General features: G+C 60.6%; 19 protein-coding genes. 13 read left to right on the top strand and 6 right to left on the bottom strand.

Annotation, left to right across the window (positions count from 1 at the left end):
- Positions 1-149 precede the first annotated feature (149 nt).
- Both IB265_RS27505 and IB265_RS27500 read right to left on the bottom strand, forming a co-directional pair.
- The gene (locus IB265_RS27505) at positions 150-1,472 is read right to left on the bottom strand and encodes an epoxide hydrolase family protein (RefSeq protein ID WP_192495437.1); all 1,323 of its coding nucleotides are present in this window, start codon (positions 1,470-1,472) and stop codon (positions 150-152) included.
- A 100-nt stretch (positions 1,473-1,572) separates the two neighbouring features.
- Positions 1,573-2,013 (bottom strand): VOC family protein, encoded by a 441-nt coding sequence (locus IB265_RS27500; RefSeq protein WP_192495436.1) that lies wholly within the window; start codon positions 2,011-2,013, stop codon positions 1,573-1,575.
- 345 nt (positions 2,014-2,358) lie between these two features.
- On the opposite strand from IB265_RS27500, the gene IB265_RS27495 reads away from it, so the two are divergent.
- On the top strand, positions 2,359-3,318 hold the full coding sequence (locus IB265_RS27495; protein WP_246806056.1) for an alpha/beta fold hydrolase: 960 nt from the start codon (positions 2,359-2,361) through the stop codon (positions 3,316-3,318).
- On the opposite strand, the gene IB265_RS27490 is transcribed toward IB265_RS27495, so the two are convergent.
- The gene (locus IB265_RS27490) at positions 3,315-4,223 is read right to left on the bottom strand and encodes a LysR family transcriptional regulator (protein ID WP_192495435.1); all 909 of its coding nucleotides are present in this window, start codon (positions 4,221-4,223) and stop codon (positions 3,315-3,317) included. The genes IB265_RS27495 and IB265_RS27490 overlap by 4 nt on opposite strands.
- 45 nt (positions 4,224-4,268) lie before the next feature.
- Positions 4,269-4,907, bottom strand: coding sequence for a TetR/AcrR family transcriptional regulator (locus IB265_RS27485; RefSeq protein WP_192495434.1), 639 nt, complete (start codon positions 4,905-4,907; stop codon positions 4,269-4,271).
- Between the two features lie 269 nt (positions 4,908-5,176).
- Here IB265_RS27485 and IB265_RS27480 point away from each other — a divergent pair, with 269 nt between their 5' ends.
- The 4 genes from IB265_RS27480 (at position 5,177) to msrA (ending at position 7,084) form a co-directional block, all read left to right on the top strand.
- Positions 5,177-5,713, top strand: coding sequence for a YkgB family protein (locus IB265_RS27480; protein ID WP_192495433.1), 537 nt, complete (start codon positions 5,177-5,179; stop codon positions 5,711-5,713).
- A 96-nt stretch (positions 5,714-5,809) separates the two neighbouring features.
- Positions 5,810-5,965: a DUF1127 domain-containing protein gene (locus IB265_RS27475; protein ID WP_112948258.1), complete on the top strand. Its 156-nt coding sequence runs from the start codon at positions 5,810-5,812 to the stop codon at positions 5,963-5,965.
- A 159-nt stretch (positions 5,966-6,124) separates the two neighbouring features.
- Positions 6,125-6,568 carry a peptide-methionine (R)-S-oxide reductase MsrB gene (msrB, locus tag IB265_RS27470; protein ID WP_192495432.1) on the top strand — a complete coding sequence of 148 codons (444 nt, stop codon included), beginning with the start codon at positions 6,125-6,127 and terminating at the stop codon, positions 6,566-6,568.
- Positions 6,569-7,084 carry a peptide-methionine (S)-S-oxide reductase MsrA gene (msrA, locus tag IB265_RS27465; protein ID WP_058323391.1) on the top strand — a complete coding sequence of 172 codons (516 nt, stop codon included), beginning with the start codon at positions 6,569-6,571 and terminating at the stop codon, positions 7,082-7,084.
- Between the two features lie 198 nt (positions 7,085-7,282).
- On the opposite strand, the gene IB265_RS27460 is transcribed toward msrA, so the two are convergent.
- Positions 7,283-7,822, bottom strand: a complete 540-nt coding sequence (locus IB265_RS27460; RefSeq protein WP_192495431.1) for an Rrf2 family transcriptional regulator — start codon at positions 7,820-7,822, stop codon at positions 7,283-7,285.
- Positions 7,823-8,094: 272 nt separating this feature from the next.
- On the opposite strand from IB265_RS27460, the gene IB265_RS27455 reads away from it, so the two are divergent.
- The 7 genes from IB265_RS27455 to IB265_RS27425 all read left to right on the top strand — a co-directional run bounded on the left by IB265_RS27455 (position 8,095) and on the right by IB265_RS27425 (position 13,948).
- Positions 8,095-9,303 (top strand): NAD(P)/FAD-dependent oxidoreductase, encoded by a 1,209-nt coding sequence (locus IB265_RS27455; RefSeq protein WP_192495430.1) that lies wholly within the window; start codon positions 8,095-8,097, stop codon positions 9,301-9,303.
- Between the two features lie 73 nt (positions 9,304-9,376).
- Positions 9,377-9,787: a cupin domain-containing protein gene (locus IB265_RS27450; RefSeq protein ID WP_192495429.1), complete on the top strand. Its 411-nt coding sequence runs from the start codon at positions 9,377-9,379 to the stop codon at positions 9,785-9,787.
- 23 nt (positions 9,788-9,810) lie between these two features.
- Positions 9,811-10,266, top strand: coding sequence for a carboxymuconolactone decarboxylase family protein (locus tag IB265_RS27445; protein WP_192495428.1), 456 nt, complete (start codon positions 9,811-9,813; stop codon positions 10,264-10,266).
- A 279-nt stretch (positions 10,267-10,545) separates the two neighbouring features.
- Positions 10,546-11,454 carry a DMT family transporter gene (locus IB265_RS27440; protein ID WP_192495427.1) on the top strand — a complete coding sequence of 303 codons (909 nt, stop codon included), beginning with the start codon at positions 10,546-10,548 and terminating at the stop codon, positions 11,452-11,454.
- A gap of 72 nt (positions 11,455-11,526) precedes the next feature.
- Entirely contained in the window at positions 11,527-11,922 is a 396-nt protein-coding gene (locus IB265_RS27435; RefSeq protein WP_192495426.1) for a VOC family protein, read from the top strand.
- Positions 11,923-12,050: 128 nt separating this feature from the next.
- On the top strand, positions 12,051-12,830 hold the full coding sequence (locus IB265_RS27430; protein ID WP_192495425.1) for an ABC transporter substrate-binding protein: 780 nt from the start codon (positions 12,051-12,053) through the stop codon (positions 12,828-12,830).
- Positions 12,831-13,198: 368 nt separating this feature from the next.
- Positions 13,199-13,948 (top strand): SDR family oxidoreductase, encoded by a 750-nt coding sequence (locus IB265_RS27425; RefSeq protein ID WP_192495424.1) that lies wholly within the window; start codon positions 13,199-13,201, stop codon positions 13,946-13,948.
- A 24-nt stretch (positions 13,949-13,972) separates the two neighbouring features.
- On the opposite strand, the gene IB265_RS27420 is transcribed toward IB265_RS27425, so the two are convergent.
- Complete coding sequence (locus IB265_RS27420; RefSeq protein ID WP_057252179.1) at positions 13,973-14,833, bottom strand: LysR substrate-binding domain-containing protein; 861 nt, start codon at positions 14,831-14,833, stop codon at positions 13,973-13,975.
- A 109-nt stretch (positions 14,834-14,942) separates the two neighbouring features.
- Between IB265_RS27420 and IB265_RS27415 the strand changes: the two genes are divergently transcribed.
- Positions 14,943-15,353, top strand: coding sequence for a 4-oxalocrotonate tautomerase family protein (locus tag IB265_RS27415; protein WP_192495423.1), 411 nt, complete (start codon positions 14,943-14,945; stop codon positions 15,351-15,353).
- Positions 15,354-15,419 lie beyond the last annotated feature (66 nt).

Here is a 15,419-nt window from a genome sequence, read left to right as displayed (position 1 = left end):
AATGGCTAGTCGCCATCGCACCTCGCCAGCCATATCCCGGAACTTGACCAATGAGGCGGGCATCAATCAATCGCCGTCAGGATTGCCAACCGGTGGTCGCCGCCGCCAATCCCTAGCCAATTCGTTGTCCGCCATACTTGGAGACGAACTTAATTCCGAAAACGCATCGCCTTGAAGCCTGCCCTGACCTCTTCGGCGAAGAGTTCCGGCTCCTCCCAGGCAGCAAAGTGCCCGCCCTTCGAGGCGTGACTATAGTACACGAGCTTCGGATAGGCTTTTGACAGCCATTTTCTTGGCGGCCGATAGACCTCCCCCGGAAACACGGTTACGGCGACAGGAACTTTGGCCGCGGAGAGCTTCGCTCCAGCCTTGAGGTTCTCCCAGTAGATGCGTCCGCTCGACGGACCGGTGTTCGTTAGCCAGTACAATGTGATGTTATCCAAGATATCGTCCCGGCTCAAAGCCTGTTCCGGGTGACCTCGTGTGAACACCCAATCTGCGATCTTGTCGTAGAGCCAGGCCGCCAGGCCCACCGGAGAATCCGCAAGCCCGTAGCCGACAGTCTCCGGACGCGTGCTGAGGATCGAAGCGTAGCCGAAGCCGTTGTTCAGGAAGTCGCGAGCCTCGTCGAAAACTTGCCTCTCATCGGCCGACAAGCTTTCGGGAGCCGGCCCTCCGCTCTTCAGCGCTTGGGCGGCGTCGGGTGGGAATGTCGTCGCGCGCTCGATCCGGTTGACGTGGATACCGAGCAGCCCTTCCGGAGCCTGACGCCCGAGGGCGTCGCTGATGATGGCGCCCCAGTCACCGCCTTGCGAGACATAGCGGTTGTAGCCGAGCCGTTTCATCAGCGTGTCCCAGACCATGGCGATCCGCTGTGCGTCCCAACCTGTCGAGGTTGGTTTCTGCGAAAATCCGAAGCCGGGGATAGAGGGAATGACAAGATGGAATGCGTCCTCAGCCTTGCCGCCATGAGCGGTCGGGTCGGTCAGCGGGGCGATGACGTCCAGCAACTCAAAGACCGAACCCGGCCAGCCATGGGTCATGATCAGCGGAAGTGCATTCTCATGGCGCGAGCGCACGTGGATGAAATGAACATCCAGCCCGTCGATGTTCGTCAGGAATTGAGGAAACGCATTGAGCTTTCGTTCCGCTTTTCGCCAATCATAGGCGGACTGCCAATAGGCCACGAGGTCCTGAAGTATCTGCTGATCGACACCCTGGGAACGATCCTTGACGGTCGCACTGTCCGGCCAGCGCGTGGCCGCGAGACGGCGTCTCAAATCCACGAGGTCCGTCTCTGGAACGGCGGCCTTGAAGGGACGGATATCGTCACTATTGATCGGCGCCTTCGCGGTGTTGGCAGTGGCGCCTGACACGGGCAGCACCGCTGCCGTTACAACGATCGCAGCGCCTGAAAGCAGAAACGAGCGCCGCGTGACCTGGCGCTTCCCAGCCTTGTTTTCCAAGTCCATTTGAGAGATCCCTTTTGAACACTTACAATCGTCATCGAACGGTTTTGGGCGTAAGCCGGGGCGTCACCGATTACAGCGAGGTCCCGCGCTACGCTGATTGTCAGGCTTCGTCGGGACCCGTGCGGTAGATGAGGAACTTGTTTCCTTCAGGATCGCGACAGTAAGCGCAGTAAGGGTCACCGCCGTCAGGGCCTCTTGGACCGGGAGCGCCTTCGTCCGAACCGCCCGCTTGCAAAGCCGTTGCATAAGCGAGATCCACCTGCGCCCGAGAGCGGGCCTCAAAGGCGATCATCGTACCATTGCCAGCAATGGCCGTCCCGCCATTGAACGGCTTGAGCACGCCGAACTCGAGGGTACGGTGCCCGTAGTAGACGGCACGCCCCGGCTGGACGAGCACGCGACCGATGCCAAAAACGGCGAGGAATTTGTCATAGTAGGCAGTGGCAGCGTCGAGATCGTTCGTACCGACGGTCGAGTGGCCAGGGAGCGCTCGGGCTTTTTCCAGAGCCGCTTTTTGCGAAGAGGACGTCATATTGTTCATTCTGATCTTCCTTTTTAGGCGAGCGATTTTCGTCTCGCTGGTTCGCTTGGGATCGCTGTCGAAAACCGACGATCCGCGAATGAACGGAAATCTAAGAACGAGGCCGGGCGGCCGGCACCCAGTGGAATTGAGAGCCATCCTCTCACGCAGGCGCGTGCTTCGACCGGGACGGCTGAGAGCGGGCGGAGGTCGCGGCACCGCAGGAACGGGCATTGGAGCAGGCATCATGCCGCTGGCGGCCTTTGCTCAGTTCAAGAGGGTCCCTCTCACAAACACCATCTGCCCGCGACCATTCGGATATCGGATCTTCTCGGCAGGATCAGACAGACCAGAAGGACGCCTGACATGGTTATGCCATCGCTCAAGAATTTCGTCGTAACCGCTTCCATGGCAGTGGCGTCGGCTGCATCAGCGCACGCCGGCGCCGCCATCTCCGTGACCGGGCCGAAGATCGACTTCATCAAGATCGACGAGACCATCACGCTGCGGCGCATGGTTACCGGCCCCGCCTCCTCCACCAATGGCACGGTTCTCTTCCTGCACGGTTTCCCGGAAACATTGACCGTCTGGAAGGAGATCGCGGAAACATTGGGCAAGGACTACGAGGTGCATGCTTTCGACTGGCCTGGTTACGGCCAGTCTTCGCGCCCCTCGGCGCTACAGTTCTCCTATTCGCCGAAGGACTACGCCAAGGTTCTCAGGGCCTATATCGAGAAGACGGGCGTCGACCGATCGAATTTGGTCATCTACTCCTCGGATATCGGCGGCCTTCCCGCACTGCTGTTGGCCCTCGACGAACCAACCGTGGCGAGAAAGATCATCGTCGGCGATTTCGCCCCGTTCAACCGGCCGCAGTACATGTATGAGAGCCTGCAGAACCTCAAGGCAGAGCCGACGGCGACGCCGACGCGGGCTTATATGAACAAGACCAGCGACGAGATCCTGCATAACGTGCACCGCCGTGGCCTAGCACCGGAGGCCCAGTACGAACTGGCGCCCGAGGTGCAGGCGGACATGAAGGATTCTTGGGAACGCGACGGCGTAACAAGCGCCGACGCCTTCGCCTTCTATTACTCCCATTTCACGCGCGACGAGGACTATCTCGAGGCGAACCTCGCCAAGCTGAGGACGCCGGTGAAAGTGATTTGGGGCGACAGGGATATCTACATCAAGCCGGAAATGGGCAAGGAGTTTGCCGAGCGCACCAATTCGGAGTTCGACCTTCTGGCAGGTATCGGCCACTTCCCGCATCTTCAGGATCCGGCCCGGACTGTTAAAGAGGTGCGGGCCGCCTTCGCAGACTAGGCCTGCGATACCTCGCCCCTTTTGCAGACAGCGCGCAGGCGAGGTAGCGCCCAGTCGACGAAGGACCGTACCTTCAGCGTCAGCTGACCTTGGTGGGAATAGACAATATGGATGGGTCGGGGCCTTTGGTCGAAAGGCTCCAAAACCGGCACGAGGGCGCCCGAGCCCAACTCGTCCGGGATTTGATAATCGAACAAACGGGCGATGCCGGCTCCGCCGACCGCCGCTGCCACGCAATTTGCCGCAGTGTTCAACTCGAGACGGTTGCGGGGGACCGACTCCAGTTGTTGCCCGGCGACATCGAAGGTCCAGAAGAAACTCCGCTTGTTGAAGAATATTCCGTCATGGTCTGCGAGGTCGCTCGGATGCTCGGGCACGCCCCGACGCTGCAGATATGCGGGGCTCGCGCAAGTCAGCAAGCGGAACTCACCGGCCTTGACCGCGTAAAGAGAACTGTCGGCGAGGTCGCCCAACCGGATGGCGATGTCGACCTGTTCTTCCACCAGATGCACCGTCCTGTCGAGCGAGAGGAGATTGAGTGACACCTCCGGATACTTCTCCATGTAGCTGAGCGCGATCGGCATCACATAGCGGGCACCGAACTCGACCGGCACGGTGATCGTCAAAGTGCCGCGAGGCGTCTGGTACTCGCCGGACGCCCGACGCTCGGCTTCCTCGAGGTCGGCCATGATCTTTCGGGCCGCCTCGACATATTCCCGGCCGGCATCGGTGAGCTGAAGATTGCGGCTGGTGCGCACGATAAGGCTCGCACCCAGGTGCCGTTCGAGTTCGGCAACCTTGCGGCTAACGCTGGGCAACGGGGCATTCAGCTTCCTGCTCCCTGCAGAAATACTGCCGGCATCAACAACTGCCAGCAAAATTTTCATTGCTTCGAGACGATCCATCGTGTCCCCCGCAGGCGCTTCCGTGTTGCCTATGACATTGTGACCCTATGCTCCACCTGCATTCGAAGCTGTAGCGCGCTGTTCTCCACCCTCGGGCCTGGCCGATGGTTCCGAAGTAGCGCGCATCTCCTGCGCGAGCAAGCTGACCGCCATGCGCCTGCTCTGCCGGACCGGCTCGCCCGTTCGCGTCATTTGCGCAATGGCGGTCGCTCCCTCGTGCAAGAGGTTGATCGTGTCGGCGATGCGTTTCGGCTCCGCGAAGCGGGCCGCATGCGCGAGCTCCTCGAAATAGGCAAGGACCAGACGTTTGTGCATCAAAGCGGCGCGGAACACCGGATCGACGGCCTCTTTGTGCTCCCCCGCCGCGCTCATGAAAATGCAGCCGCGGAACTGCTTGTCCCGGACCGAAGCCTCCAGGAAATCGAAGGTCGCGAGAAGACGTTCATAGGGATCGTTCGTACGCTGTTCGACGAAAATCCGCATTTCAGCGCGGGACTCTTCATCACGCCGCTCAAGTGCAGCCAGGATAAGATCCTCTTTGGTTTCAAAGTGCCGATAGAGCGTCGTCTTGGCCACCCCAGCCTCGGCGATGAGGAGATCGATGCCGGTCGCGTGGTAACCGTTCAGGTTGAACAGGCGCAGGGCGGTATCGAGCAGATGACCCCGGATCTCTGAGCGGCGCATATTCACTCCTTAAAACAAAACAGATTTGTATCATTCTATCGCGCGCGGCGAGAAATGCAAGCCACGCGCCGACCGCCCAGGCGCTGCGGCGCCCAACACACCTCCCCGGCCTTTAAGCATTATTTCTCGGGTGACGCGACAACAAATTCCCAAAAGAAGGATTGCCAAACGATACAGATCGGTATATTTAAGCACTCATCGATACAAACCTGTATCGTTTACTAGGCCAATCGGGAGAATGGCCCGACGCCGCCAACCAGGAGAAGACAATGCCTCGTGATCTCGCACACCACAGCGCGGCGCGTCCGCGTGTCCACGTTCGTTCCGCCGCCTCCGCGCTCGACCTGATCGATAGCCACGGCCAGGCCGTCACCGCGGCTGGCCTTTATGGCTCGCTCGCCGTGGTTTACGGCTGGTTCGGCGGCATGAAATTCACCCGTTACGAAGCGGAGGGTCTGGTCGGCCTGGTCAGCAACAATCCCTTGCTGAGTTGGACCTATTCGCTCTTCAGCGTGGAAGGCTTCTCAAACCTTCTTGGCATCCTCGAGCTAAGCATCGCCGTCCTCATCGCGGCCCGCGTCATAAAGCCGATCTACTCGCTCATCGGCGGCTTGCTCTCGGCCGGGCTTTTCGCGACCACCATCAGCTTCATGGTGACGACGCCCGGTGTGTTTGTGCCTGAGCTCGGCTTTCCAGCGATCTCGGTCGCTCCCGGGCAGTTCCTGCTCAAGGATGTCGGGCTCTTCGCCCTCTCCGTCTGGATCGCCGTCGACTCGTTTGCGGCGCTCCGTTCGACACGGGCCTGATTGACGAATTGTGCGACCCAACGGTCCGCCTCATCCACTGCAATCTACGACTACACCATCTCCGGCGACCTAGCCGGCTGAACAAAGGAACGTCTCATGATCATGCACTATCTTTTGTCGAGAATTTGCGCTCACCAGCGCTACCGCCAGACCGCTCTGGAACTGGGCCGTTACAGCGATCACCAACTCGACGACATCGGCATCTACCGCTTCGAAATCGACGATATCGCTCGCCGGCAGTTCAACCAGTGACCAACCCACGACGCGGGGCCGGTGCAACGAGGTATAGCGCAAGAGGTGCACCGGCCATCGTTCTGGCCAGGACAAGGCAGCTGGCCGCGCGCCGCGGATGTGGCGCCTGCCAGTCAAGTCGCAGCTTCCAAACAACACGCCCCCATTGGAGACAACGAAATGACCTACAGAAAGACCGACGAAGCGATCCAAAAACTGACGCCCGAGCAGTTTCGCGTCACTCAACAAAGCGGGACCGAGCGTCCTTTCACGGGCGAGTACAATGACAACAAACGCCCGGGGATTTATGTCGATATCGTCTCCGGTGAGCCGCTGTTTGCGTCTTCCGACAAATTCGATTCCGGCTGTGGCTGGCCAAGCTTTACCAAGTCGATCGTGCCAGCAAACGTCGAGGAACTGCATGATCGTTCCCATGGCATGATCCGCACCGAGGTTCGCTCGAAGCATGGCGACAGTCACCTTGGCCATGTGTTTCCCGACGGTCCGCGGGATCGAGGCGGCCTACGTTATTGCATCAATTCCGCCTCCCTTCGCTTCATTCCCCGCGAGGAAATGGAGAGCGAGGGTTACGGCGCGTTCATCAACCAGGTGGAGGATATCTGAATGACCGATAGAGCTGGCAGAGCTGTTTTGGCCGGTGGCTGCTTCTGGGGGATGCAGGATTTGATCCGCAAGCTCCCCGGGGTCATTGCGACGCGCGTGGGCTACACCGGAGGCGATGTGCCTAACGCCACCTACCGTAACCACGGCACCCACGCCGAGGGTATCGAGATCGCCTTCGATCCGGGGACGATCAGCTACAGGCAGATTCTGGAGGTATTCTTCCAGATCCACGACCCCACCACAAAGAACCGCCAGGGCAACGACATCGGCATGTCCTATCGCTCGGCAATCTACTACGTCGACGACGAGCAGAAGCGAATTGCCGAGGACGCAATCGCAGATGTCAACGCTTCGGGCTTGTGGCCGGGCAAGGTCGTGACTGAACTCGAACCGGTCGGAGACTTCTGGCAAGCGGAGCCGGAGCACCAGGATTACCTGGAGCGTTACCCCAACGGCTACACCTGCCACTTCCCACGCCGGAACTGGGTGCTGCCGCGGCGGACCGCCGCTGAATAGCCGGCCGCCGATGTCGCATTGAAGTCGGGCAAGCATGCTCGCTTGCCCGACTTCACCTTAGCCTGCGGCGACATCAAGCGACCACCGCGTCATTGCGACGGCGCTTCGCCACACGCCTCTAGATGTTGAGTTTGTCCGCAAGCAGGAAAAATCCGAGCGCACGGCCGCTGAGAGCGCGGCCGAACGCAGCGGCGAGCATCAACCGGCCTTCGCTGCCGCGCCGCGGCGACGGCGCTGCGGCCTCCTGGCGGCAAGCCAATCCTTTATGTTGCCCGCATGCTCCTTGGGCGCCTTCGACGCTGCGCGTCCGGCAATGCTCGCCAGCGTATGGCCGGCCATCACTTCTCTCGCCCGTTTTTCGGCCTCGATCATGACCGCGTGAATGGAGCAGACGCCGTCCTCTGCCCAGGCAGGCGTCCGATCGCCGAACAACGCGCACTGTCCACGGATTTCCTTGCATTCGAACAGTGGCTTCCGTCCGTCGATGGCCTCGATAACATCGAGCGCGGTGATGTCGGTGGCGGGGCGGGCAAGCGCGAAACCGCCGCCAATCCCCTCCCGGGCGACGACGATGCCGGTCTTCTGGAGCTTGGTGAAAAGCTTCGCAACGAATTCGGGGGAAATCTTCTGCAGCTCGGCAAGATCGCGTGCACTTGCCGGCTGGTCTATCTCCTCCGCCTCGATGAGGAATAGGAGACAGTGGAGAGCGTATTCGACGCCTGCGCTTATGTGAGCCACGGAAACACCAAAACACCGACAAATGCAGTCGGAGATAACATCGCGGCCTTGCCGGCGCAAGTCCTTCGGCGTCTTCCCTTCGTTGACGGTGCGTTTCCAAGATCGACCGGATTCGGCATTGCTCATTAACTACGACTGAGTTAGTCGTAGTTAAACGACGACATTGGATCATCGCGAAAACCGTCTCCGGTTTGGAGACTTCTACCGAAACGGCAATCGCACGATGGCTGGCCCTGTTCAGCCAATGGCGAAGCCTTGTCTGAGGAAAAGAAATGCGTGAACGAATCCTGATTATCGGCGCTGGATTTGCCGGAATGTGGTCGGCACTCGGCGCCATGCGGCTACTGGACCAGCAAGGAAAGGCGGACGGATCCGTCGAGGTTGCCGTGATTGCACCGCAGCCCGAACTCCACATTCGCCCCCGTCTCTACGAGAAGCATGCGGCCAAGATGAAGGCGCCCCTGTCCGAGATCTTTGCCAACGCAGGCGTGCGTTTCATCAAGGGTTATGCGACGTCCGTCTCGACAGCGGACAACGCCGTCACCTATTCGGACGACGAGGGACGGGAAGCGACGATCGGCTACAGCAAGCTCGTACTCGCGACCGGCAGTGTCCTGTTCCGCCCGGATATCCCGGGGCTCGCCCATGCCTTCAATGTCGACCAGCTTGCCGATGCCGCGGAGCTGGAGGAACACATTTCTAAGTTGGGTCGTCTTCCGGAAACCCGAGCGCGCAACACCGTGATCGTTGCCGGTGGCGGCTTTACCGGCATCGAAACGGCGGCCGAGTTGCCGCATCGTCTTCGCGCCGCGCTTGGAGAGAACGCGGACGTCCGCGTCGTGATCGTCGAGCGCGGCAATGCGATCGGGCCGGACCTCGGACCCGGCCCGCGTCCGATCATCGAGCAGGCGCTTTCGGAGCTCGGCGTCGAGACGCGCTTGCGCGCGCCGATCGTCGCCATCGACCATGACGGTGTGACGCTATCATCCGGTGAGCGCATCGACGCGGCCACCGTGATCTGGACGGCGGGCGCCCGCGCCAATCCGATTACCAAGGAGATCGACGCGGACAAGGACTCGTTCGGCCGTCTTCACGTCGATCGGAACCTGAAGGTCATCGGCCACGCAAACGTCTTTGCGACCGGCGACGTCGCGTGTGCGGCAACGGACGATATCGGCAACCGAACAATGATGAGCTGCCAGCACGCCCAGAACCTCGGGCGTTCCGCAGGGCACAACGTTGCTGCCGATCTGCTTGGCGTGACCTCGATTCCCTACAGCCAGGAAAAGTACGTCACCTGTCTCGATCTCGGCCCGTGGGGTGCTGTCTACACCGAAGGTTGGGACCGTCAGGTAAAGCTGACCGGCGCCGAAGCAAAGAAGCTCAAGACGAAGATCAACACCACCTGGATCTATCCGCCGAGTGCCGATCGCGCAGCAGCTCTGGACGCTGCCGACCCGCTCCGCATCGTTGTCGCCTGATCGTTGCAGAAGTGACCGCCAACCTCCCTTGGGGGCTCGCTTCTTGCCAGATCTCATCAAGGAGAACATCAGCATGAGCACCCGATTTGTCACAAGTGCACTCTTTGTCGCTATCGCTTCGGCGCTGCCGGCCGATGCGCATGATCCCGGCGACGTTGTCACGCCGCACTTCGAAAAGGCGATACCCAATATTCCGGGCAAGACCTTGACCGCCCTGATCGTCAACTATCCCCCCGGCGGTGCCTCGGTTCCGCACACGCATGCAAAGTCGTCCTTCATCTTCGCCTACGTTCTCTCCGGAGAAGTCGTCTCCAAGGTCAATGACGGCCCGACACAGACCTACCGCGCCGGCGAGAGCTGGTACGAGCCGCCGGCGTCCACCCACCTCGTCAGCCGCAACGCGAGCCAGACGACGCCGGCAAAGCTGCTGGCGGTGTTCGTCGCCGACACGGATGAAGAAGAACTCACCACCCCGATCAAGTAGACCCGAACCCAAGGAGCAGAACAATGAGCAAGCGTCTCGACTACAACCAGATTGCACCGGCCGGCGCCAAGGCCCTTGGCGGTGTCTACGGCTACGTCCTGCAAAGTGGCCTGGCGCCAGTGCTGGTGGATCTGGTTTATCTTCGCATCTCACAGATCAACAATTGCGCCTATTGTCTCGACATGCACACCCGCGACCTCCTGAAAAAGGGCCAACAGATCGAAAAGATCGCATTGGTCCAGGCGTGGAGGGAAGCAGGCAACCTCTTCGACGCGCGCGAGCGGGCGGCCCTTGCCTGGGCCGAAACCGTCACACGCGTCGCCGAGACGGGTGTGCCGGACGAAGCCTATGAAGCTGCGCACGCCGAGTTCAACGAGCGTGAACTCACCGATCTCACGATCGCGATCAGCCTGATGAACGCCTACAACCGCATGGCGATCAGCTTCCGCAATACGCCGCAAGCAGCACTTGAGAAGTAATCTCATAGCCCGTTGCGGGCGCAATCACTGCGCCCGCAACGGGCTATGCTAATTCCTGGGATCTAAATGTTTGAGGCGGCGAGCTTTTTTTGGATCGGAACATGCGGCGTAAACGGTGAAATCAATTTAGCCCCCGGTCGGAACCAATTTTGTCCCGTGAGGTCGAGGCGCAATACCCAAACCGATTCATTCGCAAAACTTATGGTTCCATATGCAGACGGCAATGGATCGGCCCGGCGGAATATGTCATGGCGTGCGCAACTTGCTGAAGGCCCGAACATGACCGTGATCACCGCTCCCGTAACCGCCCCGAACGCCGCCCGAACCGGCGTCCTCATCATGCTGCTCGGCATGCTGATGTTTTCGTTGAACGACGTCATGGGGAAATGGCTGGTCGCGACCTATTCCGTCAGTCAGTTGATGGTGATCCGCAGCATCGCGGCACTTCTGTTCCTGTCGCCGTTCATTCTCAGGCGTGGCCTGCGCTCGATGTTCAGGGTCGAGCGGCCGGGACTGCAGGCGCTTCGCTCGCTGCTCTTCGCAATCGATGCCTCGGCCTTCTATTTCGCCGTCGCCTATATGCCGCTTGCCGATACCATGACCTATTGGCTGGCAGCGCCGATCTACGTTGCAGCCGCTTCACCGTTCCTGCTGGGCGAAAAGGTCGGTTGGCGGCGCTGGACGGCGATCCTCGTCGGTTTCGCCGGCGTGTTGATTGCGCTTGAACCCTCCAAGGAGAGCTTCAGCCTGCCGGCGCTGATCGCGCTTGCAGGCAGCACAGCCTTTGCCTTCGCACTGATGCTTGGCCGCACGCTGCGCTCGACACCGGACACCACCCTCGTCTTCTGGCAGATCGTCGGCGCATTGATCTTCTCGCTCATCGGCGTTGCGGCCAACCCTTCCGGCTGGGCGCCTGTCGACGGCGAGGCACTTGTGCAACTCGGCATGCTCGGTATCGTCGCGATGCTGGCGCACATCCTCGTCAACCGCTCGCTCAAGCTTGCCGATGCCGCGACCGTCGTGCCCTTGCAATACACACTGCTTTTCTGGGCCGTGGTCTTCGGCTGGTTCTTCTTCGGCGACACGCCCCGCCCGACCGTGATCATCGGTGCGGCGTTGATCGTCGCCTCGGGCCTCTTCATCTTCTTCCGCGAGCAACAACTGAAGAAGCGGCAGGCGAAGGCTTGAGCAGCCAGGCGGGGTTTCGTGGAGCGTCGCTCTCTGCTACCCCGCCCGCAATCAACGCTGAAGGAGAGGTAGATGGCCAAGGCGATCCATTCGATGATCCGGGTTCGCGATGAAAAGAAGTCGGTCGATTTCTATCGCCTGGCCCTTGGGCTTGAAGTCGCCGCAAGGCTGGACTTCGAAACCTTTACCCTCATCTATCTCAGCAATGAGGAGAGCGAATTCGAGCTCGAGCTGACGGTCAACAAGGATCGAAGCGAGCCCTACGCGCTCGGCGATGGCTACGGCCATCTGGCGCTCTCGGTCGACGATCTCGATGCAGAGCATCAACGTGCCGCCGATGCGGGCCTCAACCCTGGCAAGATCGTCGCCTTCAACCGCGATGGCGCCCTGCTCGCTCGTTTCTTCTTCCTGGTTGATCCCGACGGCTACAAGATCGAGGTGCTTCAGCGCCACGGTCGCTACAAGTGACACCTGACAGACAACACCAATCAACCAAAACAATAACGGTTATCGCGCCTATCTATTTCGCTTATAGGCCGGAGCGACATAGTCTTCCCTGGAAGCATCAAGAATGATGCAAACAAAGGGGAACGCGAATGAAGAAGCAGATTGCAGCAGCCATGCTGGCCATCATGGCAGCGACCGCGTCGTCGGCTCAGGCAGCGGAAAAGATCAAGATCGGCACGGAGGGCGCCTATCCTCCCTTCAACTTCATCGATCCTGCCGGCAAGATCGGCGGCTTCGATGTGGATATCGGGCTTGCGCTCTGCGAGCGCATGAAGGTCGAGTGCGAAGTGGTCGCCCAGGATTGGGACGGTATCATTCCCGGTCTGCTTGCCAAGAAGTACGACCTGATCATCGCCTCGATGTTTATCACCGAGGAACGCAAGAAGCAGGTCGCCTTCACCAATCCCTATTATCTCGCCGCGATGACGCATGCCGCGCCGAAGGGCTCCAGTATCACCGAATTCACCAATGAAGCCCTCAAGGGCAAGGTGATCGGCGCGCAATCCGGCACCACCCAGGCCGAATACATCACCGCCACCTATCCCGATGCGGAGATCAAGCTCTATCCGACCCAGGACGAAGCCAATCTCGACATGGTCAATGGTCGTCTCGACCTGCAGGTTGGCGACATGCTGCCGCTGCTCGACTGGGTGACCAAGAACGCCGATGGCAAGGACTGCTGCGAACTCAACGGCGAGCCGATTACCGACAAGAAGTTTGTCGGCGATGGTGTCGGTATCGCCGTTCGCCAGGAGGACAATGACCTGCGCGAGAAGCTCAACAAGGCGCTCGACGAAATCCGTGCCGACGGCACCTACAAGAAAATCAACGACAAATACTTCTCGATCGACGTCTACACGATGAAGTAAGGCGCCTGGCATCAGCCAGCTCCTCGAGAAATCCGACCGCGCCGTCATGGTGCGGTCGGGTCACATCCCAATCGTTACCAAGTCGTGGCGGGCGCTGGGATCGAGATCCCCGACATGTCCCGCCGGGGGGGGCCGCCCTAGGCTATCTGCCTATCCACCTCGACAAGGCCACTTGCCCTGACGATCGCGTCCGCCCTTTGTTCGAGGCATGCGTGTGCCATTCGATCCCCGAGAGTACACGCCGAACGCATTCGGAAATTGGTGCCGCGGCTGCACCGAGGTTGGCGGGTGGAGAGACAGGCGCTAAACCTCATTCCTGAAGATTTGATTTCGCTTCGACCAGGAAATTACGGGCATCGGGGACCGATATGTTCAATCTCACCGGAAAGACGGCACTGGTGACAGGCGGCGGTCGCGGGCTGGGCCTTGAAATGGCAAAGGCTCTCGCCTCAGCCGGCGCGGCGGTGGCAATCAACGGTCGCAACCACGAGACACTTGAAGCTGTGCGCCGGCAGCTTGCCGAAAATGGCATCGCACTCGATATTGCCCCGGGCGATGTCGCGACGGATGCGCCAGAGATTGTCGACGCGGCGGTAGCGGGAACAGGGCAGCTCGACATCCTGATCCATGCGGTTGGCGAACGCGACCGGCGTGGCACCGACGCCATGGATCCCGCCTCCTTTGCGGCTCTGATCAACGCGGATTTGACGGCGGCCTATGGGATGGCGAAGGCTGCGCTTCCTTACCTTCGCCGTTCGGTTTCCGGGCGGCTGATCTTCGTTACCTCCATCGCCGCCTTCGCCGCGCGCCCTGGAGACCCAGCCTACACCGCCGCAAAAGGCGGCCTTGATGCACTCACCCGCTCGCTTGCAGTCGAGCTTGGCTCCGACACGTTGACGGTCAACGCTATCGCGCCTGGCTGGTTCGCGACAGAGACCAATGCGGCACTTGCCGCCGATCCGGCGCTCCAGGCTTTCGTTGACGTCCGCATTCCCCTGAAACGCTGGGGCCGACCGGAAGAGATCGCGCCGGCGGCCGTGTTCCTGGCTTCGCCCGCTGCAAGCTTCGTAAACGGCATTACACTGACCGTCGATGGCGGCATGACCGTGCAAATGTAGCTGCCGTTGGCCTCCAAGATAACATCAAGGTCTGCTGCTCTCGTTCGGCAATCCTTCTGCGAGAAGCATCGCGAGACTGGAGGCTGCCCTGTCCGCCTTCGGCTTGAGCCGCAGGCTGAACTCCGCTTTCGGCAACGCCGGCAACGAGGCTTGGGGCGCGACGGCGACCCCCTCGCCTACAAATCGCGCGGTCCGTGCCGTGATCGCGATGCCGCTGCGGACCGCAGCACGCAACCCGGAAAGGCTCGGACTGGTCGCCGCGATACGATAGGCAAGGCCGGCGTCTTCGAGCGCACTGGTGGCCGCCGAGCGAAACCCGCAGGGCGGATCCAGTACCGCGATCGGCAGCTCACCACCGGCGGGCACCGGATCAGCCGATGCGGATAACCACAGCATCGGTTCGCTCAGCATCGCGATCTCGTCCGGTTGCGCGCCGTCCCGCATGACGATCAGGACATCGATCGCTCCTTGGTCGTAGCCTACCGTCAGCTCCCGGGAGCGCCCAACCCGGAGATCGAGGCGCACGCGCGGATGTGTGCGCGCAAAGAGACGTAAGAGATCAGGCAGATTGCTGTCGGCAAAGTCCTGGGTGCAGCCGAGCGTCAGGCGACCATCGGCCTTCGCGCCCTTGAGGCTGAGCCACGCATCCCGATGGACTTCGAGAATCCGCCGCGCATGAACGAGCAATTCCTCCCCAGCCGGCGTCAGAACACGTCCTCTCCCCGCCTGTGCTAGAAGCGGCTCTCCCACCATTGCCTCCAACCGCTGCATCTGAGCGGTGACAGCGGAAGCGGTGCGGCCCACTGCGGCAGCCGCATGAGCAAGCGAGCCGCCTTCGGCAAAGGCGAGGAACGTTCGGAGCAGGTCGGGATCGAAAGTTTGCATACTTCACAATAATCGAAGCCTCGATATTAAACAATTCGATTTTTATTCACGAAGTAAGATGGCACATTGAGTTCAACAACGGATCACAATTCACCAAAAGGAGCCTTCCATGCCTATCATCAACATCACGGTCAGCGGCAAGGCCGACGCGGCTCTCTCTTCCCGGATCGCAGCTGCGGTCAGCGAGCTGACCGCCACGCACCTGCGCAAGGACCCGACGATCACCGCGATAGCCGTCGCCTACATCGATCCCGCCCATTGGTTCGCCGGCGGCACGTCGTTGGCGGCACAGGACTTGAACAGCTTCTGGCTGGACATCAAAGTAGTCGACGGGACAAACACGAAGCCGGAAATGGCTGCCTATCTGGAGGCGGTATACGGCCGCTTCGAGCAACTTCTCGGCAGGCTGCATTCGGAGAGCTACATTCTCGTGCACGAGGTGCCGGCCGCCGCCTACGGCTACGGCGGCAAGACGCAAGAGTTTCGATACATCAGCGGGAAGCTGAACGTCACCGCATAGCAGCGGACATCCTCTCATCTGGCGACCCCTCCGCGCAGTCCGAATTGCGCCACGCGGCAAAGTGGG

Origin of the sequence: Ensifer sp. ENS10 (genome assembly GCF_014852025.1) — a bacterium.
In the GTDB taxonomy this organism is placed as follows: domain Bacteria; phylum Pseudomonadota; class Alphaproteobacteria; order Rhizobiales; family Rhizobiaceae; genus Ensifer.
Note: the sequence above shows the minus strand (reverse complement) of the source record. Positions and strands in the feature narration are given on the sequence as shown.